This is a genomic window from Tsuneonella troitsensis (assembly GCF_001441535.1).
Classification (GTDB): Bacteria; Pseudomonadota; Alphaproteobacteria; order Sphingomonadales; family Sphingomonadaceae; genus Tsuneonella; species Tsuneonella troitsensis.
Map to the genome: position 1 here is coordinate 407,407 of NZ_LMAU01000001.1, position 20,617 is coordinate 428,023.

The 20,617-nt window shown below is 67.6% G+C and carries 20 protein-coding genes and 1 tRNA gene; 9 read left to right on the forward strand and 12 right to left on the reverse strand.

What is annotated here, in order from left to right:
• The first annotated feature begins 1 nt into the window (after position 1).
• Genes AR323_RS02065 through AR323_RS02075 form a run of 3 tightly spaced genes read left to right on the forward strand, consistent with a single transcriptional unit; the run spans position 2 to position 2,669 of the window.
• On the forward strand, positions 2 to 439 hold the full coding sequence (locus AR323_RS02065; protein ID WP_057882273.1) for a YeeE/YedE family protein: 438 nt from the start codon (positions 2 to 4) through the stop codon (positions 437 to 439).
• Positions 436 to 885, forward strand: a complete 450-nt coding sequence (locus tag AR323_RS02070) for a TIGR01244 family sulfur transferase (protein WP_057882274.1) — start codon at positions 436 to 438, stop codon at positions 883 to 885. The genes AR323_RS02065 and AR323_RS02070 overlap by 4 nt, the downstream gene beginning before the upstream one ends.
• A gap of 17 nt (positions 886 to 902) precedes the next feature.
• Entirely contained in the window at positions 903 to 2,669 is a 1,767-nt protein-coding gene (locus AR323_RS02075) for a SulP family inorganic anion transporter (protein ID WP_057882275.1), read from the forward strand.
• 56 nt (positions 2,670 to 2,725) lie between these two features.
• Here the strand turns inward: AR323_RS02075 and AR323_RS02080 are convergent.
• The 3 genes from AR323_RS02080 to AR323_RS02090 form a co-directional block, all read right to left on the reverse strand.
• Positions 2,726 to 2,812 (reverse strand) — tRNA-Leu (locus AR323_RS02080).
• A gap of 86 nt (positions 2,813 to 2,898) precedes the next feature.
• Positions 2,899 to 3,330 carry an acyl-CoA thioesterase gene (locus AR323_RS02085; protein ID WP_057882576.1) on the reverse strand — a complete coding sequence of 144 codons (432 nt, stop codon included), beginning with the start codon at positions 3,328 to 3,330 and terminating at the stop codon, positions 2,899 to 2,901.
• Positions 3,327 to 5,423 (reverse strand): S9 family peptidase, encoded by a 2,097-nt coding sequence (locus AR323_RS02090; RefSeq protein ID WP_057882276.1) that lies wholly within the window; start codon positions 5,421 to 5,423, stop codon positions 3,327 to 3,329. Before AR323_RS02090 ends, AR323_RS02085 begins: the two co-directional genes overlap by 4 nt.
• A gap of 37 nt (positions 5,424 to 5,460) precedes the next feature.
• Between AR323_RS02090 and AR323_RS02095 the strand changes: the two genes are divergently transcribed.
• The 6 genes from AR323_RS02095 (at position 5,461) to AR323_RS02120 (ending at position 11,061) form a co-directional block, all read left to right on the forward strand.
• Complete coding sequence (locus tag AR323_RS02095) at positions 5,461 to 7,293, forward strand: aminopeptidase P family protein (protein WP_057882577.1); 1,833 nt, start codon at positions 5,461 to 5,463, stop codon at positions 7,291 to 7,293.
• A gap of 72 nt (positions 7,294 to 7,365) precedes the next feature.
• Positions 7,366 to 7,743, forward strand: coding sequence for a VOC family protein (locus AR323_RS02100; protein ID WP_057882277.1), 378 nt, complete (start codon positions 7,366 to 7,368; stop codon positions 7,741 to 7,743).
• Entirely contained in the window at positions 7,740 to 8,135 is a 396-nt protein-coding gene (locus tag AR323_RS02105; RefSeq protein ID WP_057882278.1) for a cupin domain-containing protein, read from the forward strand. The genes AR323_RS02100 and AR323_RS02105 overlap by 4 nt, the downstream gene beginning before the upstream one ends.
• A 194-nt stretch (positions 8,136 to 8,329) precedes the next feature.
• Positions 8,330 to 8,863 (forward strand): EF-hand domain-containing protein, encoded by a 534-nt coding sequence (locus AR323_RS02110; RefSeq protein WP_057882279.1) that lies wholly within the window; start codon positions 8,330 to 8,332, stop codon positions 8,861 to 8,863.
• Between the two features lie 72 nt (positions 8,864 to 8,935).
• Positions 8,936 to 9,676, forward strand: coding sequence for a response regulator (locus AR323_RS02115; protein ID WP_057882280.1), 741 nt, complete (start codon positions 8,936 to 8,938; stop codon positions 9,674 to 9,676).
• The gene (locus tag AR323_RS02120; protein WP_057882281.1) at positions 9,673 to 11,061 is read left to right on the forward strand and encodes a sensor histidine kinase; all 1,389 of its coding nucleotides are present in this window, start codon (positions 9,673 to 9,675) and stop codon (positions 11,059 to 11,061) included. The genes AR323_RS02115 and AR323_RS02120 overlap by 4 nt, the downstream gene beginning before the upstream one ends.
• On the opposite strand, the gene AR323_RS02125 is transcribed toward AR323_RS02120, so the two are convergent.
• The 9 genes from AR323_RS02125 to AR323_RS02165 form a co-directional block, all read right to left on the reverse strand.
• Positions 11,058 to 12,593, reverse strand: a complete 1,536-nt coding sequence (locus AR323_RS02125) for a peptide chain release factor 3 (protein ID WP_057882282.1) — start codon at positions 12,591 to 12,593, stop codon at positions 11,058 to 11,060. The two genes, AR323_RS02120 and AR323_RS02125, sit on opposite strands and share 4 nt — an antisense overlap.
• A gap of 126 nt (positions 12,594 to 12,719) precedes the next feature.
• Positions 12,720 to 13,469, reverse strand: a complete 750-nt coding sequence (locus tag AR323_RS02130) for an SDR family NAD(P)-dependent oxidoreductase (RefSeq protein ID WP_057882283.1) — start codon at positions 13,467 to 13,469, stop codon at positions 12,720 to 12,722.
• On the reverse strand, positions 13,466 to 15,868 hold the full coding sequence (gene pheT / locus AR323_RS02135; protein WP_057882284.1) for a phenylalanine--tRNA ligase subunit beta: 2,403 nt from the start codon (positions 15,866 to 15,868) through the stop codon (positions 13,466 to 13,468). The genes AR323_RS02130 and pheT overlap by 4 nt, the downstream gene beginning before the upstream one ends.
• Positions 15,865 to 16,980 carry a phenylalanine--tRNA ligase subunit alpha gene (gene pheS, locus AR323_RS02140; protein WP_057882285.1) on the reverse strand — a complete coding sequence of 372 codons (1,116 nt, stop codon included), beginning with the start codon at positions 16,978 to 16,980 and terminating at the stop codon, positions 15,865 to 15,867. Before pheS ends, pheT begins: the two co-directional genes overlap by 4 nt.
• A 51-nt stretch (positions 16,981 to 17,031) precedes the next feature.
• Positions 17,032 to 17,895: a helix-turn-helix domain-containing protein gene (locus AR323_RS02145; protein ID WP_057882578.1), complete on the reverse strand. Its 864-nt coding sequence runs from the start codon at positions 17,893 to 17,895 to the stop codon at positions 17,032 to 17,034.
• 154 nt (positions 17,896 to 18,049) lie between these two features.
• A complete protein-coding gene (locus AR323_RS02150; protein WP_161808704.1) occupies positions 18,050 to 18,895 on the reverse strand; it encodes an AraC family transcriptional regulator in 846 nt (281 codons plus the stop codon).
• A gap of 185 nt (positions 18,896 to 19,080) precedes the next feature.
• Positions 19,081 to 19,437 (reverse strand): 50S ribosomal protein L20, encoded by a 357-nt coding sequence (gene rplT, locus AR323_RS02155; protein WP_057882287.1) that lies wholly within the window; start codon positions 19,435 to 19,437, stop codon positions 19,081 to 19,083.
• A gap of 14 nt (positions 19,438 to 19,451) precedes the next feature.
• A complete protein-coding gene (gene rpmI / locus AR323_RS02160) occupies positions 19,452 to 19,655 on the reverse strand; it encodes a 50S ribosomal protein L35 (RefSeq protein ID WP_057882288.1) in 204 nt (67 codons plus the stop codon).
• A 189-nt stretch (positions 19,656 to 19,844) separates the two neighbouring features.
• Complete coding sequence (locus tag AR323_RS02165) at positions 19,845 to 20,603, reverse strand: SDR family NAD(P)-dependent oxidoreductase (protein ID WP_057882289.1); 759 nt, start codon at positions 20,601 to 20,603, stop codon at positions 19,845 to 19,847.
• Positions 20,604 to 20,617 lie beyond the last annotated feature (14 nt).

The following is a 20,617-nucleotide window of genomic DNA, read 5'->3' on the forward strand; positions in this document are numbered from 1 at the left end:
CATGTCGTTTGCCCGCAGACTCCTCCCTCCGCTCGTATCTGGCCTGTTGTTCGGCGCCGGCCTGACAGTGTCGGGCATGACCGATCCGCAGCGCGTGCGCGGCTTCCTCGACGTGTTCGGCGATTGGGATCCGACGCTGGCGTTCGTGATGGGCGGAGCGGTGATCGTGATGGCGGTCGCTTGGACGATCCAGTCACGCATGAGAACGCCGATGTTCGGAGCGAAGTTCTCCCTGCCCGATCGCAAAGACCTCGATGGGCGACTGATTGCCGGATCTGTCCTGTTCGGGATCGGCTGGGGAATCGCCGGCCTGTGCCCCGGCCCCGCGATCGCCGCGCTGGCCCTGTCGCCGATCAGCGTCCTCCCCTTCATCGGCGCGATGCTGGCAGGCATGCTCCTTCAGAAGATAACCATGGAACGAAAGGTAATCCGGCCATGACGGATATCAGACGCATTTCGCCCGATTTCTCGGTTTCGGCCCAAGTCGACCCCGAGGAATTCGAGGCCTTGGCAGCCGCGGGGTTCCGCTCGGTCATCTCGAACCGGCCCGAGGGCGAGGAGCCCGGCCAGCCAAGCTGGGCGCAGATCGCAGCAGCGGCACAGGCGGCGGGCATGGAAGCCCGTCATATACCGGTGACACCGGGTGCTTACGGCGACGAGGACGTATCGCGCTTCGCCGCCGCGCTCGAAGAGATGCCCGGTCCCGTGCTGGGGTTCTGCCGCACCGGCACGCGCGCTGCGAGCATGTGGGCCCTGTCGCAAGCCGGAAGGCAAAGCCCCGACGCGATCATCGAGGCCGCGGCCGCGGGCGGGTGCGACATTTCGGGGCTGCGGGTTCGGCTGGCGCTCGGAGGCGACGAGCCCCCGCGCTCCGAGCCGCAGTAACGCCGAGCACCGCTCCCGTGCGCTCCCTGTCCCGCTACCTGCCGATCCTCGACTGGGGGCGGAGCTACAATTCCGCGGTCCTGACGAACGACCTCGTTGCAGCAGGGATCGTCACGATCATGCTGATCCCCCAGAGCCTGGCTTACGCCATGCTTGCAGGGCTGCCGCCAGAGATCGGTCTTTATGCGTCGATCCTGCCGATCATCGCTTACGCGCTGTTCGGCACCAGTCGTACGCTGGCCGTCGGGCCGGTGGCGGTCATCTCGCTTATGACGCTGACCGCAGCCAGCAGTGTCGCGGTCCCCGGCAGCGCGGAATTCATCGCGGCGGCGCTCGTGCTGGCGTTGCTATCGGGCGCGATGCTCATGCTGATGGGCGTGCTCAAGCTCGGCTTCCTGGCCAACCTACTGTCGCACCCGGTCGTTTCGGGCTTCATCACAGCGTCGGGCATCATCATCGCGACGAGCCAGCTCAAATCCATTCTGGGCGTGTCCGCGTCGGGTGAGGCGATGCCGGAACTCGTGAGCTCTCTCGTCGCCAACATCGGCGAAACCAATCTTCCAACCCTTGCCATCGGCGTTCTTTCGGTCGCTTTCCTGTTCTGGGTCCGCAAGGGGCTCAAGCCGCTTCTGATGCGGTTCGGCATTCCCCCGCGTGCGGCCGACCTGACCGCGAAGGCAGGGCCGATCGCGGCCGTGGCGGCATCGACGCTCGCGGTCGTGGCGTTCGGGCTCGAGGACGCGGGCGTGAAGGTCGTCGGCGCGATACCGCAGAGCCTGCCGCCCTTTACCGTGCCCCTGTTCGACGCGGCCTTGTGGCAGCAGCTCGCCGTGCCCGCGCTGCTGTTGTCGATCATCGGGTTCGTGGAATCGGTCTCGGTCGCCCAGACGCTCGCCGCCAAGAAGCGGCAGCGCATCGACCCCGACCAGGAACTGATCGGATTGGGCGCGGCCAACGTCGCCGCCTCTTTCACCGGCGGCTATCCGGTCACCGGGGGTTTCGCCCGCTCGGTGGTCAACTTCGACGCCGGGGCCGAAACGCCCGCTGCCGGAGCATTCACGGCGGTCGGGATCGCGGTCGCCGCGCTGTTCCTGACGCCGCTGCTCCATTCGCTGCCGATCGCGACGCTGGCGGCCACGATCATCGTCGCGGTTCTCAGCCTGGTGGAGTTCAAGACCCTGCGAACGGTCTGGCACTATTCGCGAGCGGACTTCGCCGCGATGGCGGCGACCATCCTCGTCACCTTGCTGCTGGGTGTCGAGCCCGGTGTCATGGCCGGCGTTGGGTTGAGCCTGGCGCTGTTCCTCTGGCGCTCGTCCCGTCCGCACGCGGCGATCGTGGGCCGGGTTCCGGAGACGGGGCACTTCCGCAACGTTCTGCGCCACAAGGTGATTACCGATCCCCGCGTGGTGACGATCCGGATCGACGAGAGCCTGACCTATCTCAACGCGCGGTGGCTGGAAGAGTTCGTGCTCGAGGAAGTCGCCGACCACCCGCAAGTCGAACACCTCGTGCTGATGTGTTCGGCGGTCAACGCGATCGATGCCTCGGCGCTCGAAAGCCTCGAGGCGATCAATCACCGCCTGTCGGACGCGGGGGTGCGGTTGCACCTTTCGGAAGTGAAGGGGCCAGTGATGGACGCGCTCGAACGATCGCACTTCCTGGCCGAATTGACCGGGCGCGTGTTCCTGTCGCAGGACGAGGCGTTTTCTACCCTGGTCAAGATGGCCCACGATCCGCCGCAGGGGAGCCAGGACCCTTATCTCGCCCGGGGCCTGATCTAGGCCTGCATCAGGAAACGGGTCCGGATATCCGTTTCATCTATCGCCGGATGCCCGACTGGTGCGGTCGAGAAGACTCGAACTTCCACGGGCTTTCGCCCACAACGACCTCAACGTTGCGCGTCTACCAATTCCGCCACGACCGCACATCGGATGAAACGGGCCGACTGAACGTCGGGCCCCGGTAGGCGCGCGCCTCTAGCAACGCCTCCGCCATGCCGCAAGCGGGCTTTTACAGGAACGGCGCGGCGACTTCCGCGGGCACGCGCACCAGGCGGCCACTGGACTTGTCGAGCATGGCCCAGGTGCTGCGCGCGGCGACGATCCGTTTGCCGGCCGAATTCCGAAACTCGACGCAGCGATCGAACTGTGCCCCGCGCGGTCCTGCGGGGATGAACGTCTCGCCCGTAACGCTGTCGCCCTCGCCGATGTTGCCGCGATAATCGATCTCGTGCCGGGTCACGACCCAGATGTAGCGGTCGCGGTGCTCGGGCGCCGCCACCGCATTCCAGTGCGCGGTGGCGATGTCCTGAATCCACGTGACCCAGACCGCATTGTTGACGTGGCCCAGTTCATCGATGTGCTCGGGCCTCGCGGTGAATTCCAGGCTGAAGCGGCGGCTCTCCTCGACTTGCCCTACCGCGTCGCCACCTGAGGGCGTCACAGGCCCATCTGCCACAGGATGAAGCCGTACTCCTCGGCCGTTTCGTGCAAGGATTCGAACCGGCCCGACTTGCCGCCGTGGCCTGCGCCCATGTTGGTCTTGAGCACCAGCACGTTGTCGTCGGTCTTCATCTCGCGCAGTCGGGCGACCCACTTGGCCGGCTCCCAGTAGGTTACGCGCGGATCGTTGAGGCCGGCGGTGACGAGCATGGGCGGATAGGCCTGGGCCTTCACGTTGTCGTAGGGCGAGTAGCTGCGGATCAGTTCGAACGCGGCCTTGTCCTCGATCGGATTGCCCCATTCGGGCCATTCGCCCGGCGTCAGCGGCAGCGAGGCGTCGAGCATCGTTGCCAGCACGTCGACGAACGGCACGTGCGCGACGACGGCGCCCCACAGTTCGGGATCGGAATTGACCACCGCGCCCATCAGTTCGCCGCCCGCCGAGCCACCGGAGATCGAAATGCGGCCCGCCTGGGTGTAGCCGTGCTCGACCAGGCCCCTCGCCACGTCGACGAAATCGGTGAAGGTGTTGGTCCGCGCCTCCAGCTTGCCGCCCTTGTACCAGGCGCGCCCCAGGTCGTCCCCGCCGCGGATATGGGCGATGGCATAGGCGAACCCCCGGTCGACGAGGCTGAGCCGGGTCGTCGAGAACCCCGGCGGGATCGCGATGCCGTAGGCGCCGTAACCGTAGAGGTGCAGGGGACCCGGAGACGTCCGATCCTTGCGGTACATGATCGAGACGGGGATGCTGGTTCCGTCGCGCGCGGTCACGTGGAGGCGTTCGGTCGCATAGAGCCCGGCGTCGTAACCCGACGGCACCTCCTGCACCTTGAGAACTTCCAGTCGCCGCTCGGCGACATGGTAGTCGTAGGTGGTGGCCGGGCTGACCATCGATTCGTAGCTCACCCGCAGCTTGTCCATCGCCCATTCGGGATTGTCGCCCAGCCCGGCGGCGTAGCTCTCCTCGGGAAAGGCGATGGGCTCGACCCTGGCAGGATCGCCGTAATAGCGCACCTCGATCGTATCGAGCCCGTCCTGCCGACCCTCGACCACGTAGAAATCGCGGAACAGGTCGAACCCCGTCAGGTAGAACGCGTCCGAACCCTCGATCAGCGTCGACCACCTGTCCGGTTCGCCGAGCGGGGCGGTGGCGAGGCGGAAGTTCTCGTGCGTGTCGTTCGCCAGGATGTAGAGCGTTCCGTCGCCCATGCCATCGCTCGAGCCGTCGTCCTGATAGACGTCGACCTCGTACTCCACGCCCTTGCTGCGGGGCTTCACGAGGATCGGTTCGGCCAGCGGATCTGCGGCGGGCACCAGGCGGACCTCGCTCGTCTCGTGATCGCTGGTGGATATCACCAGCCACTTCTCGTTCGCCGAAAGTCCGGAGCCGACGCGAAATCCATCGTCGTTTTCATGGTAGAGTTCTACATCTTCGTCAGTCGAAGTGCCGATCCGGTGCAGCCGCGCGTTGTCGGTCCGCCACTGCTCGTTGGCGAGGCTGTAGACGATGCCCGTGTCACCCCCGACCCAGACGAGCGAGGACAGCGTCCCGGGAATCTCGTCGGGCAGCAGTTCGCCGGTCGCGATCACTTTGATGCGGGCGGTGAAGCGCTCCGAACCATTGTCGTCGATCGAGTAGGCGAGCCGGGTGCCGTCGCTCGAAACCGCGATGGCGCCGAGCCGGAAGTAGTCCTTGCCCTCTGCCAGCGCCACTTCGTCGAGGATCAGCTCGTCCGGTCCGCCCGCAACGGGTTTGCGCCACCACTTCTTGTATTCGGCACCTTCCTCGTACTCGACCCAGTAGAGCCACTCGCCGTCCTTTTGCGGAACCGACTTGTCGGCTTCCTTGATCCGTGCGCGCATTTCCTTGAACAAGGCGTCGATCCGGTCCTTCTGGCCTTCCATCGCCGCTTCGAACCAGGCGTTCTCCGCCTTGAGGTGGGCCAGGATATCGGGGTCGTCGACGACCGGGTATTTCGGATCGCGCAGCCAGGCGTAATCGTCGCTGACGGTCAGGCCGTGGTGGGACACGCTGGAGGGCTTTTTCGCCGCTTGGGGAGGGGCTTTCGGCGGGTTCGCGGTGGCATCGTTCATGGCGCGGCCCTATGTGGGAAGCGAAAGGACCGCAACAATGCTCATGCAGACCGAACTCGACTCCGGCGCAGCCCGCCTCTCCGCCTTGCGCGAGGAGCTGAAGAAGCGCGGGCTCGACGGATTCGTCGTGCCGATCAGCGACGAACACATGAGCGAGTACATCGGTGCCTACGCCCAGCGGCTACACTGGCTGACCGGGTTCGGCGGATCGACCGCGACCGCTGCCGTGCTGGCCGACAAGGCCGCGATCTTCGTCGACGGGCGCTATACCGTGCAGGTCCGCGACCAGGTGGACGGCACATTGTTCGAATACGTCGGCGTGCCGGCATCGAGCCCGGCCAAGTGGCTTGCCGCCAACGCCGCCGAAGGCGCGAAGATCGGCTACGACGCGTGGCTCCATTCGAAAGGGTGGGTCGAGGGCGTGGCCAAGGCGCTGGAGAAGAAGCGCGCCGTGCTCGTTCCGGTCGACGGCAATCCGGTGGACGCGGTGTGGGCCGACAGGCCCGAGCCGTCGAACGCGCCGGCGCTGGTCCATTCCGATGCGCACTCCGGCCGATCGAGCGCCGAGAAGCGCGCCGAAGTCGCCGACTGGCTGAAGGGCGAAGGGTATGACGCCGCGGTGGTGAGCGCGCTCGATTCGGTCGCGTGGCTGCTCAATGTGCGCGGCACCGACGTCGACCGGACCCCCGTGGCGCTGTCCTATGTCGTCGCCCACGCCGATGGCACCGCGGACCTGTTCATCGGACAGGACAAGGTCACGCCCGAGCTTGCCCAGCACCTCGGCAACGCCGTTACGATCCGACCGCGCGAAACGTTTGAACAAGCGCTCGGCGAGCTGGCCGGCAAGACGGTGGCGGTCGATCCCAATTACGGCGTCGCGGCGATCTTCGACGCGCTTGAGGGCGCCGGCGCCAGGCCGGTGGCTGTGCGCGATCCCACGATCCTGCCGCGCGCGGTCAAGAACCCCGTCGAGCAGCAGGGCCACCGCGACGCCCAGGCGCGCGACGGCGCGGCGATCGCGAAGTATCTTCACTGGCTGAGCGTCGAAGGACCCAAGGGCGGGCTGGACGAGCTGTCCGCCGCCGCGCAGCTGCGTGCCTTCCGTGACGAGGCGGCGGGCACCCTGCGCGACCTGTCGTTCGACACGATCAGCGCGGCGGGACCGCACGCCGCGCTGCCGCACTACCGGGTGGACGCGGATTCCAACATCCCGATCCAGCCCGGCAGCATCTACCTGTGCGATTCGGGCGGCCAGTACCTCGACGGGACGACCGACATCACCCGGACGGTATGGATCGGGACGCCTGATGGTTTGGGCGAACCGTCCGCTGAGCAAAAGGACCGCAACACGCGGGTCCTCAAGGGGCACATCGCCCTGGCGCGCGCGGTGTTTCCGCAAGGTACGGTCGGCGGCCAGCTCGATGCGCTGGCGCGGCAGTTCCTGTGGTCGGCGGGCGTCGATTACGCCCACGGCACCGGGCACGGGGTCGGCAGTTTCCTGTCGGTTCATGAAGGGCCTCAGCGCATCGCCAAGATCACCGGATCGCAGTCTGGCGGCGACCAGGAACTGCTTGCCGGAATGATCCTCTCGAACGAGCCGGGTTATTACAAGGAAGGCGCCTACGGCATCCGGATCGAGAACCTCGTGCTCGTCGAAAAGCGCGAAATCGCCGGGGCGGAAGGCGATTACCTCGGGTTCGAGACGCTGACCTACGCGCCGATCGACAAGGCGCTGGTCGAGGTGTCGCTGCTGACCGAGGAGGAGCGCGCGTGGTGGAACGACTACCACGCCGAGGTCCGCCGCATCCTCGCCCCGCAGCTGTCGGGCGACGTGCTCGCGTGGCTCAAGGAAGCCTGCGCCCCGCTCTAGCCTGCGCTTGCGGGAGCCACGATGTTCGCGTAATGTTCTTGCCGGGTCGAGTCGCGGCAAGGAGCATTTCACATGATCGGTTACGTCACCCTTGGCACCAACGACCTGAAGGCGATCGCCCCGTTCTACGATGCCATCGCGGCCGAGATGGGCGTCGGCCGCATGATGGAATTCGACAGCTTCATCGCTTGGGGCGAACCTGGCGGCGCGGCGGGGATCGCCCTCACCAAGCCGTTCGACGGCAACGCCGCCTCGGTCGGCAACGGGGTCATGGTCGCGCTGCAGGCGAAGGACGAAGCGCAGGTCCACCGGCTCTACGAGATCGCGCTCGCCAATGGCGGGACCGACGAAGGCGCACCGGGTGATCGCGGCGGCGGCTTTTTCGCCGGCTATTTCCGCGATTCGGAGGGCAACAAGCTCAATGCGTTCGTGATGAGCACGCCTACATGAGCGCCAAATCCCTCAGCGAACGCTTCATCCATCTCGGCCTCGGGGCGACGGCCGAGGCGCAGCCGTCGTTCGACGGGATGGCGTGGTACGAAGGCTACGGACAGCGCCACGACGGCGACGGAGCCGAAGGGCGGCTGGTGAGCATGTACACCTTCACCGAATCCTGGGATTCGTGGGAGATGCATCCGGTCGGGACAGAGGTGGTGCTGTGCACCGCGGGCGAAATGACGCTTCATCAGGAACATGCCGACGGTACCACCGACCGCGTGACGATCCGCGCCGGCGAATACGCGATCAATCCGCCCGGCACGTGGCACACGGCGGATGTGGCGGGCGAGGCGACCGCCGTGTTCATCACCGCGGGCCTCGGGACCGAACACCGCCCGCGCTGACTGTCCGCCGGATGAACCGCGTCGGCGGGACGCGACATTTTGCGACAATTCTCCCGCCTTTGGCGATACGCCTGCGACATGACTGCCGTAGAACGGCGAGTGTGAGCTGCGGCGCACGCGGGCAACCCTCCCCCTCCCCTTGTTGCCCCGGGCGTCGCAGTTCGACCCATTGAGTTTCCCAGGAGAGAATCGTCATGCGTACAGTAACCCTTTCGATCGCCGCCGTGATGCTTGCCACGTCGGGCGCAGCCATGGCCCAGGCCGGCAAGATGCCGCAGGGCGACATGACCCGCGCCCAGGCCGAGGCGGCAGCCGCACAGCGCTTCGCCAAGATGGATGCCAACGGCGACGGCGTGATCAACCAGGCCGACCGCGAGGCGCGCCGAGGCCAGGTGTTCGAACGCCTCGACACCGACCGCAACGGCTCGATCAGCGAAGCCGAGTTCAATGCCCGTACCGAAGCGCGCGCCGCCCGCGCCGACAAGCCCAAGGCCGGCAAGCGTCGCGGCGGCCGCGGCATGGGCATGATGAAGATGATGGACACGAACGGCGACGGCGCCCTGAGCCAGGCCGAGGTTACCGCGGCAGCGATGAAGCGTTTCGACCGGGTCGATGCCGACGGCAACGGGACCGTGACGCAGGCCGAACGCACCGCCGCGCGCCAGACCATGCGGGCGACGATGCAGGAGCGCAGGCAGGCCCGCCAGGCCGCCCAGCCCGCGAACTGAGGAGCTTCGGCTCGATGACCCTGGCGGGGCGCGCTTGACCGGCGCGCCCCGCTACAGGCACGGGTGCTTTCCATGACCTCCGACACCACGCCCGTGAAGCTGCTCCTCGTCGACGACGAGGCGACGCTGCGCGAGCCCCTGGCCGCGTACCTTTCGCGCCAGGGGTTCATCGTGAGCGAGGCGCACAATGCCGCCGCGGCGCGCAGCGCGATCGTGTCGGACACACCCGATCTCGTCCTGCTCGACGTGATGATGCCGGGCGAAGACGGCCTCTCCCTGTGCCGCCACCTCGTCGAGTCGCGGGCGATTCCCACGATCCTGCTCACCGCCCGGGGCGAGGCGACCGATCGCATCGTGGGGCTCGAGATCGGGGCCGACGACTATGTCGTCAAACCGTTCGAACCGCGCGAACTCGTTGCCCGCATTCGCAGCGTGCTGCGCCGCGCGAGCAAGGCCGCGCCACCGCCCGAGGACGACGCGCTCTACGAATTCGAGGGCTGGCAGCTCGACCCGCTCAAGCGCCGGCTGGTCGATCCCGAAGGGACGACGGTGCCGATCTCGACGGCGGAGTTTCGCCTGCTCGTCGCATTCCTCGACCGGCCCAAGCAGGTCATCGATCGCGATCGCCTGCTCGACCTCGTGCAAGGGCGCGAGGCGCACCTGTTCGACCGCGCGGTCGACAACCAGGTCAGCCGGCTTCGACGCAAGATAGAGGCCGACAGCCGCAACCCGCATTTCATCCAGACCGTGCGCGGGGGCGGCTACCGGTTCGCGGCCGAAGTCGGCCGCTTCGCCGGCGGCAACAGCGAATGAGGTTCTGGCCCAGAAGCCTGCTCGGCCAGGTGCTGCTCGCCGTCGCGGGCGCGCTGTTGCTCGCGCAGGCCATCTCCGCGGTGCTGCTGTTCCGCGCGGCCGAAGAGCGGCGCGCGCAGCAGGTCGTGGGAACGCTCGCGGTGCAGCTGACCGCCGCCTCGACAGGCGCGCCCGCCGAGCGGCTCGCCCGGCGATTCGGGGATCGGCCCGGCGAACGGCTGGGGCTGGCGAAGCGGTTGCGAATCGAGCGGTCCGCCACCCCGCCCTCACTTCCCGATGATGAACCCGAGGCGGCGCTGACGCGTGATTTACGCGAAGTGCTGTCGCAGCAGGGCCTGAGCGGAGCGGACAAGGTGCGCGTGGTGAGCCGCGCCGCGATGGCCGATCCGCGCGTCCTGCGCAGGATCGAGGCGGGCCGGATGCTCGGCGGCGCCGCGCCGCTCGAGGATGCCCGCGTGATCCTGGCCAGCGTGCCGGGCAACGACGGCCAGTGGGTGACCGCCCGCGCCATCGACCGGCAGCCCACCGCGCGCGGCGTGCGCGGGCTCGTCACGCAGACTCTGGTCCTTTTCGGCGCGCTGATGCTGGTCATGTGGCTGCTGCTCCGGCGCATCACCCGCCCGCTCGCCCAGCTCACCGGTCGGGTGGAGGCCTTTGCCCGCACCCAGGACCTGACCGGCCAGCTCGAGCCGCAGGGGCCGGACGATGTCCGCCAGCTGATCGAGGCGCACAACGCGATGGAGGCGCGCATCGCCGCCATGCTCGACGAAAAGGACGTGATGCTCGGCGCGATCGGCCACGATCTCAAGACGCCGCTCGCGGCGCTGCGGGTGCGGATCGAGAGCGTCGACGACGAGGGCGAGCGCGCGCGCATGGCGGCGACGATCGAGGATATGGTCCGCACGCTCGACGATATCCTGTCGCTCGCCCGGGTCGGCCGCGCGAGCGAGCCGCCCGAACGCACCGACCTCGCGGCGCTCGCGGCCTCCATCGTCGAGGAGTTCGAGGACATGGGCGAGCCCGCGGTGCTGGCAGAGGGCGCGCGCGTGGTCGCCCCTGTCCATGTCACCTGGGCCAAGCGCGCCTTGCGCAACCTGGTGTCGAACGCGGTGCGCTATGGCGGGGGGGCGGAAGTCGCGGTCCTGCGCGAGGGCCCGGATGCGGTCCTGCGCGTGACCGATACGGGGCCGGGAATTCCCGATGCCCTGCTCGCCACCATCACCGAGCCGTTCGTGCGCGGCGAGGCGAGCCGCAACCGCGATACCGGCGGTGCCGGCCTCGGCCTGACGCTCGCCCGCGCCATCGCGGAGGCGCACGGCGGTCGCATCGTGCTCGCGAACCGGCCCGGCGGGGGCCTGTCCGCCGAGCTTCGCCTCCCGCTCTAGCGTTCCTTGGTCGCCGAGAACGTGAGGTCGGGGTTCCTCTCGGCCTGGTAGTTCACGTCCCACGACGACTTGGCGAGGAACACCGGATCGCCGTCGCGGTCCGTGGCGAGGTTGGCGCGGTTGAAATCGGTGAAGGTCTTCAGCGCCGCCTCGCCGCCCTTGACCCAGCGTGCGGTGACGAACGGTGCCGGCTCGAGATTGGCGCCCACCTTGTATTCCGCCTCGAGCCGCGAGACGAGCACGTCGAGCTGCAGCTGCCCGACCACGCCGACGATCCATTGCGCGCCGAATTCGGGATAGAACACTTGGATCACGCCCTCCTCGCTGAGGTCGTCGAGCGCCTTCCTGAGCTGCTTGGTCTTGGTCGGATCCTTCAGCACCACCCGGCGGAGGATTTCCGGCGCGAAGTTCGGCAGGCCGGTGAAGCGGACCTTGTTGCTCTCGCTCAGCGTGTCGCCGACGCGCAGCGTGCCGTGGTTGGGAATGCCGATGATGTCGCCCGCCTCCGCCGTATCGGCGATCTCGCGATCCTGCGCGAAGAACAGGATCGGCGAGTGGACAGCGATCGGCTTGCCGAGGCCCGACGGGGTGAGCTTCATCCCCCGTTTGAAGGTGCCCGAGACCTGCCGCATGAAGGCGATCCGGTCGCGGTGGTTCGGGTCCATGTTGGCCTGCACCTTGAAGATGAAACCGGTCACCTCGTCGCGATCCGGGCTGACCGGGCCGTCTTCCGAGGGTTGCGGTCGCGGCGGCGGGGCCCAGCGGTCGATCGCGGCGATCAGTTCCTCGACGCCGAAGTTCTTGAGCGCGCTGCCGAAGAACACCGGCGTCAGGTCGCCGTGCAGGAACGCCTCCAGGTCGAACGCGGGATAAGCTTCGCGGATCAGCTCGATTTCCTCGGCCATGTCGTCGGACAGCCCGCTGTCGAAGCCGGCGAACGGTTCGCGCGTGCCGAGGTATTCCCGGCTGCCGCCCTCCGGCTTGGCGACGGTTTGCGAGGCGAAATCGAGCACGCCGGTGAACAGCCCGCCCATGCCCAGCGGTGCGCCCTGCGGCGACACGTCGAGCGCGAGCGCATCGGCCACCTCGTCGAGAATTTCGGTCAGCGGGCGACCTTCGCGATCGACCTTGTTGATGAACGTGATGATCGGCACCGACCGCAACCGGCAGACCTCGAACAGCTTGCGGGTTTGCGGCTCGATGCCCTTCGCCGCGTCGATCACCATGACCGCCGAATCGACCGCGGTCAGCGTCCGGTAGGTATCTTCGGAGAAGTCCTCGTGGCCCGGGGTGTCGAGCAGGTTGAAGACCGTCCCGTCCTTTTCGAACGTCATCACCGAGGACGTGACCGAGATGCCGCGCTGCTGCTCGATCTTCATCCAGTCGGACCGCGCCCGGCGGGCCTGCCCGCGCGCCTTGACCTCGCCCGCCAGGTGGATCGCGCCGCCGGTCAGCAGGAGCTTCTCGGTCAGCGTGGTCTTGCCCGCGTCGGGGTGGGAGATGATGGCGAAGGTGCGGCGGTTGGATGTCATTTCATCTGTCTTTGCGTGAAAAATCTGAACCAAGCCCGCTCATGCTGAGCTTGTCGAAGCATTGTGTCGCAACGCTGCACCAGACCCTTCGACAGGCTCAGGGTGAGCGGATATGGGCGGTGCCCGCTAGCTTTCGCGCGCGACCCGGAAGCCCGCGAAGCCCTGGTTCACCGGCATCAGTTCGATGCGGTTGACGTTGAGGTGCGGGGGCAGTTCGGCGATCCACTGGATGGTGTGGGCGATGTCGTCCGCCGTCATCGGGTTCACGCCCGCATAGAGCTTGTCCGATGCGTCTTGGCTGCCGGTGCGAACGAGCGTGAACTCGGTTTCAACCATGCCCGGCTCGATGCTCGTCACGCGCACCCCTGTGCCGTGGAGGTCGGCCCGCAGCGCCAAGGTGAAGTGGTTGGCGAAGGCCTTGCTGCCCGCATAGACGTTGCCGCCGGGGTAGAGGTAGGTGCCCGCGACCGAGCCGATCGTGATGATCGCGCCCTTGCGCGCGATCAGGCCCGGCAGCAGCTTGCGCGTGAGCGTGACCATCGCGGTCACGTTGGTGTCGATCATCGTCTGCCAGTCGTCGAGGTCGGCTTCCTGCGCGGGCGACAGGCCCTGGGCGAGGCCGGCGTTGTTCACCAGCAGGTCGATCGCGGCGAACTCGGGCGGCAGCGCTGCCAGCGCCGCATCGAGCGCCGCCGTATCGCGCACGTCGAACACCGCGGCATGGACCTTGTCCGCGCCCAGCTCGGCGACCAGTGCCTCCAGCCGCGAGCCCCGCCGCCCGGTCGCGACGCAGCGCCAGCCGCTCGCGACCAGCGTCCGCACGGTCGCTTCGCCGATGCCCGCCGTCGCTCCCGTGACGAATGCCGTGCGGGTCATCCGCGCAACTCCGCGCCCAGCTTGGCCGCAGCGGTGACGATCCGGTCGGAAACCGCCTTCAGGTCGGCATCGGTGTAGCTCTTGTCGCCCGGTTGCAGCGTGACTTCGACGGCCAGCGACTTGCTGCCCTCGGGCACGCCCTGACCGCGGAAATCGTCGAACACCCGCGCAGCCACGATATTGGCCTTGTCGGCGCCCTTGATCGCGCGGAGCAGGTCGCCTGCCGGCAGCGCGGCGTCGACCAGGAACGCGAAGTCGCGGGTGACCGACTGCAGCGCGGGCGGCGCATAGGCTGCTCGCGCAAACCCGGCGTTCTTGCGGGCCGGGATCGCGTCCAGAAACACCTCGACCGCCATGACCGGCCCATCGACGTCGAACGCCTTGAGCGTGGCCGGATGCAGTGCACCGAAGCGGGCGAGCACGGTCTTGGGGCCGAGGCGGAGCGTGCCCGACTGACCCGGGTGGAACTGTGGGCCCGCGTCTCCCATGACCTGCAGGTTGGCCACCGGGGCGCCGGCGGCTTCGAGCAAAGCGAGCGCTTCGGCCTTGGCATCGAAGGCGTCGAAGTGCGCCGCCTTGCCGGCTGCCCAGCCGCGCGGGGCTTTCTCGCCTGCCAGAAGCACGCCGACGGTGGCGCGCTCGTCGCTCGCGCCGCCGTCTCCGCGCAGGTAGCGGCGGCCCACTTCGAACAAGCGGACCGATGCCGCGCCGCGGTCCGCGTTGCGCTTCGCGGCGGCGAGCAGGCCGGGGATGAGCGACGGGCGCATCGCCTTCATGTCTTCGCTGATCGGGTTGTCGAGGACCCACAGACCGCCGTTGCCATCCGCGAAGTGATCGGCCTGGGCGGTCGGCAGGAACGACCACGTGACCGCTTCGGACAGGCCGCGTGACGCGGCGGCACGGCGCACCTTCCGCTCGCGGGCCTGTTCGGGCGTCGCGGTGGGACGCGCCACGCCGTCCATGCGCGGCAAGGGAGTGGACGGCACCGCGTCGAGGCCGTGGATGCGGACCACTTCCTCGACGATGTCGGCAGGCCCTTCGACGTCGTGGCGGCGCAGCGGCACCGTGACCTGCCAGTCGGCGGACACGGCGAAGTCGAGCCGTTCCAGGATCGCGCGCTGCTCGTCCTCCGGGATCGATACGCCGCCCAGCCGTTCCGCCAGTGCGGGATCGTAAGCGAAGACTTTCGGCTCGCTTGGCGGGGTACCAACGCGAACGACCTCGCTGGCCTCGCCCCCGCAGGTGCGCAGGATCAGGTCGGACAGGATATCGAGACCCGCGTCGAGGAACGCGGGATCCACGCCGCGCTCGAACCGCGTCCGCGCGTCGCTGGCGATGCCGAGCTTGCGCCCGGTCGCCCCTATAAGCGCGGGGTCGAAGTAGGCGATCTCGAGCAGGACGTCGGTGGTTTCCGCCGTCACGCCCGAATGCTCGCCGCCCATGATCCCGCCGATGTCGTGGACGCCGCTGTCGTCGGCGATGACGGTCATCGTGTCGTCGAGCGTGTAGGTCTTCTCGTTGAGCGCGAGGACCTGCTCGCCGTTCGCGGCGCGCCGCGCGACGACTGCACCCGTCAGCTTGGCAAGATCGTAGACATGCGCCGGCCGCCCGAAGGTGAGGCTGAGGTAGTTGGTAACGTCGACAAGCGCACTGATCGGGCGCTGGCCCGCCGCGATCAGGCGCGCCTGCATCCAGTCGGGCGAGGCGCCGTTGCGCACGCCGCGAATGACCCGGCCATAGAATGCCGGGCAGCCGACCGGGTCCTCGATGCGGATCGCGACCGGGCTAGGGAAACTGCCGGGTGCCGCCTCGGCGCGCCACGGCTTGAACGTGCCGAGCCCTGCTGCGGCGAGATCGCGCGCAATGCCTTCCACGCCCATGCAGTCGGGCCGATTGGGGGTGATCGCGACGTCGAACACGGGGCTCGCGTCGTGATAGTCGGCGAATGCGGCGCCCACCGGCGCGTCTGCCGGCAGTTCGATGATTCCGTCGTGATTGTCGCCCAGCTCGAGTTCGCGGGTCGAACACATCATGCCGTTCGATTCGACGCCGCGGATCGCCGACTTGCGCAGTTCCATCCCGTTCGCCGGGACGACCGCGCCCGGCAGGCCCAGCACGCCCTTCATCCCCGCACGCGCGTTGGGCGCGCCGCAGACGACCTGCAGCGGCTCGCCCCCATTGATTTCTGGGCCGGTGTTGACCGTGAGAACCTGCAGCTTGTCGGCATCGGGATGCGGCTTGGCGGTCAGCACTTCGGCCACCCGGAACCCGGCGAGCCGATCGGCCGGGTCCTCAAGACCTTCGACTTCGAGCCCGATCGCGTTGAGCTTCGCGGAAATATCGGCGGCGCTCGCATCGGTGTCGAGGAACGTCTTCAGCCATTCGAGCGAGAACTTCATGCTTTCGCTCCCACGCCCGCCGAAAGCGTCGGCACGTCGAGCGGGTCGAACCCGTAATGCGCCAGCCAGCGCCCGTCGCCGTCGAAGAAGGCGCGCAGGTCGTCCATCCCGTATTTCAGCATCGCCAGCCGGTCGACTCCGACGCCGAACGCGAAACCCTGCCAGCGGTCCGGGTCGAGGCCGGCGAATTCCAGCACCCGGCGGTTGACCATGCCGCTGCCGAGCAGCTCCATCCAGCCGTGGCCTGGCGCATCGCCGTCACCGCCCAGCACGCGGCGGCCTCCGACATCCTCCCAGCCCACGTCCACCTCGACGCTCGGTTCGGTGAAGGGGAAATAGCTCGGGCGCAGGCGCAGCACGATGTCGTCGCGCTCGAAAAAGGCCTTGAGGAAGGTCTCGAGCGTCCACTTGAGATGGCCCAGGTGGATGCCCTCGTCGATCACCAGGCCCTCGACCTGGTGGAACATCGGCGTGTGGGTGGCATCGCTGTCGGATCGATAGACGCGGCCCGGCGCGATCACGCGCAGCGGAGCGCCTTGCTGCACCATGCTGCGGATCTGCACCGGCGACGTGTGCGTTCGCAGCACCATCTTGGTCGGGGATCCCGCCACTTCGGGGCCCTGGTCCGGGAAATAGAACGTATCGTGCATCGCCCGGGCCGGGTGGCTTTCGGGCATGTTGAGCGCGGTGAAGTTGTGCCAGTCGTCCTCGATCTCGGGACCGCTGGCGACCGAGAAGCCCATGTCGGCGAAGATTTCCGCCAGTTCGTCCATGACCTGGCTGACCGGGTGGATCGAGCCCCTTGGCCACTCGGGCGCGGGCAACGTCAGGTCGATCACTTCGCTTGCGAGCCGGGCATCGAGCGCGGCGCTTTCGAGCGCGGCCTTCTTGGCCTCGATCGCGTCGGCGACGGAGGCGCGCATGGCCTGGATGCGCGGACCTTCGACCTGACGTTCCTCGGGGCTCATCGCGCCAAGCGTCTTGAGGGCGAGGCTGACCCACCCGGACTTGCCGAGCGCGGCGACCCGCTGCGCCTCGATCGCGTCGATGGTCTGGGCCGCTTCGATTGCGGCGAGCGCCTCGGACAGGCGGGTCTGGTCGGTCGTGGTCATCGCGGACACGCCCCTAGTGGCGCGGGCGCGCTATCGCAATGCTTGCGGCGCCTAAGCCGTCTTCCCGCCCGGACGGTCGAGCGTCTGCGCGGGCGAACCCCAGGTCTTGGCGCGCTGCTCCATGAACGCGGACAGGATCGGATGGGGCAAGGCGGCATATTCGCTGGGCCCCATGCCCATGAATTCGTGGAACTCGTGGTTGAAGTGGGACTGGTCGGTATAGAGCTCGTCGATCGCCGCGGTCCATTTGCCCATTCCGCCCAGCATCCATGCCGCAAGACTGCGCATGAAGCGCTGGCGGCGCAGCAGCAGCTTGGGCGGGAGGCCGAAATGGCGGCGGCAGGTGCGCTCGAGCGCGCGAACGGACACCCCGGCGAGGTCGGCGAAATCCGCGACTGTGGCTACCCCCAGTTCGACCATGGCGTTGTGGACGCGCACGATGCGTTCTTCATCGGGAACCGGCTGGCCCAGGCCACGCAGGATAGCGACGATCCGCTGCATCTCGACCTCGTCGTCCGGTGCTTCGCCGAAGATGCCGGGGAGTGCGCGAAAGTGAACGAACTCGGGCGTCCGCTCGGCGTCGGCAAGCATGTTGGCGTATGGCGCCGCCGGCCGCCCGACGAAGCGTGCCCAGCCGAGCGGGAGCATTCCGATCCCCCACATCCGGGTCGTGCCGAGCGCGAACCGCGTAGCGCGCGAGCTCGGCCCGGTGACGGTGAACCGCGCCTTGTCGACCACCTCGCCGGTCCCCACCTGCGCCCAGGGCATCGCGCCCGAGAAGACGCGCAGGTTGCCCCATTCGGGCTGCAGCCAATCGACGACCGTCTCCCCGTCCGCAACGGTGAGGTCGAGCCGATAGATGCTGGTCAGATAGCCGGCGAGGTCCGGCGGGGGCGCAAAGAAGCGCGCCGCCACGGTGCATTCGCCTTTGACTGCATTCGCCGAACGGTCCTGCAATTCGCGCCCCACCTAAATTACCAGCGTTCGAATGCGACCGCCTGCGCGTGTAACCGAGTTGTAGGAATGCGACAACTTTGCAGGCAGTCGGCGCGCCTTTAGCGGGCGGGGGCTAGCGAAAGCGGGCGATTGTCGGCAGGTCGAGCGGTTCCGCCGCGCCCTGATCGGCCATGCGCTGGCGCATGATGGGTTGCACGATCGGGTGCGGCATCCGCGCATAGTCGCTCGGGCGCAGGCCCATGAATTCGCGGAACTCGCGGACGAACTGGGCCTGGTCGTGATATTGCCCGTCGAGCGCGTCGATCCAGCTCATCGTGGGATCGAGCATGAAGTGCGCAAGGCTGCGGGCGAAACGCTGGCGGCGCAGCAGCAACTTGGGCGTGAAACCGAAATAGCGGCGGCAGAACCGCTCCAGCGATTTCACCGTCATGCCCAGTCGCTCCTGCAACGCGGATACCTCTCCCATTGCGGGATCGCGCAGGGCGTTCTGGCACGCCCTGATCTCCGCCTCGCGCGGAACCGGGCGATCGACGTGCTGCATCAGGTATCGGTCGATCAGGGCCGCCTTGTCGCTTGCGCTGCCTTCGGGCGCCTGGACGATCGGAAGGATCCCGGCGAATGCTGCAAATGCAGGATGGGTACTGCCGTCGACAGTTCGGTTGGCCAGTGCGGCCGCGTCACCGTCCGCGAATTTGGCCCAGCCGGTCGGCTGCAGGCCCAGGCCCCATACGCGCGAGGTGCGGACTGCGAAATGGGTGGACATGCTCGTCGGCCCGCCCGCGACAAACGGCCACTGCTCGACCATTTCGCCCGGCCCGATGCTCGCGATCGGCGGCGGCCCTTCAGTGAAGCGCATCGCAGCCCATTCGGGGTGCAGGTAATCCTCGACCAAGCCGTCCCCGGCTTCGATCGTCGTCAGGTACAGGGCGGTGAAATAGGACTGCAGCGGTTCCGACAAGCGAAAGAACCGCACCGAGATTCGCGGGGAATCCGACATCTGTGTGGCGCTGTCCTGTTCGGGAATTTTGCGACCCGAAGAACCAAGTTTTGTATGTTCTGGACATTAGCGCGCGAAATTCTTGCGTCAAGGGCGCCGCGAGCCCATGCCCGCGACGCCCCTGAAAACCGGATCGAAGACCGGATTTAGTTCAACGCTGCCTTGGCCTGCGCGATGATGGAGTTGAAGGCACCGCCTTCATTCATCGCGAGGTCTGCCATGACCTTACGGTCCAGTTCGATACCGGCGAGCTTCGCACCGTGCATGAACTGCGAGTAGGTCAGGCCTTCGGCGCGGACCGCGGCGTTGATCCGCTGGATCCACAGGGCGCGGAACGAACGCTTCTTAACCTTGCGGTCGCGATAGGCGTACTGTCCGGCCTTTTCGACCGCCTGACGGGCGATGCGGATGGTGTTCTTGCGACGACCGCGATAGCCCTTGGCCTGGTCGAGAAGCCGCTTGTGCTTGGCGCGAGTGGTTACGCCCCGTTTGATGCGTGCCATATCTCAGTACTCCCTCAGCCCAGGCCGTACGGCGCCCACTTCTTGATCGTCCGCGCGTCGGCGTCGGAGATCACGGAAGTGCCGCGGTTCTGGCGGATGTACTTGGCATTGTGGCTGATCAGGCGGTGGCGCTTGCCGGCGACCCCGTGCTTGACCTTGCCAGTGGCGGTGAGCTTGAAGCGCTTCTTCACGCCGCTCTTGGTCTTCATCTTGGGCATTTTCGTCTCCTTTCGGGGACACGCATCGGTCAGCCCTGGCAGCCCTAGTTGGCCAGGCCGGCCCAGAATCACGCAAAAAGTGTGAATCACGTGTCGGTGAAGCGCGCGCCCCTAAGGCGAGGGGCGCCAAAAGGCAACCCCGAACGCGCGCCCGCCCGAATGCCTCCGCCGGTCTGACGACAAGGGGGCCTAGTCGGTGTAGATCATCTTCACGGTCATGCCGCCGTCCACCACGATCCGCTGGCCGGTGACGAAACCGGCATCGACCAGCCATTCGACCGCACCCGCGATGTCTTCGGGCAGCCCCACCCGCCCAGCCGGATGTTGCCTGCGAGCGGCGGCGGAATGATCGGGCTCCTTGCGGGAGGCCGCTTTCTGCCACGGTCCGGTCTCGATCCATCCCGGCAGCACCGCGTTCACCCGGACCGCCGGGCCCAGGCTCACCGCCATCGCGTGCGTCAGCGCGTCGAGCCCGCCCTTCGCGGCCGCATAGCCATAAGTGTCCGGTTCGCTCATCAGCGCGCGCGTGCTGGATACGTTGACGATGGAGGCGCCTTCCGCCCGGCGGAGCAGCGGAAGGGCCTCGCGGCTGCACAGGAACGCCGCGGTCAGGCTGGCATCGATCCACCGCTGCCAATCGCCCAGCCTCAGATCCTCCAGCGGGCCGCAATACGGGTCCGCGATCCCGGCATTGTTGACGAGGCAGGTGAGCGCATCCTCGCCCAGCCATGTGGCGATGCGCTCGAACGCGCGGCGCACCTGTGCCTCGCGCCCGACATCGCAGCGCAGCCCGAGAAAGCGGGCCTTCGGCATGAGCTGGGAAACTTCGCGCAGGGCCTCGGCATCGCTGTCGAGCACCGCGACGCGCCAGCCAATACCGTGGAAATGCAGCGCGAGCGCGCGGCCTATGCCCGCCGCTCCGCCGGTGATCGCTATCGCCTTGTCCATGCGCTCAGAACGCC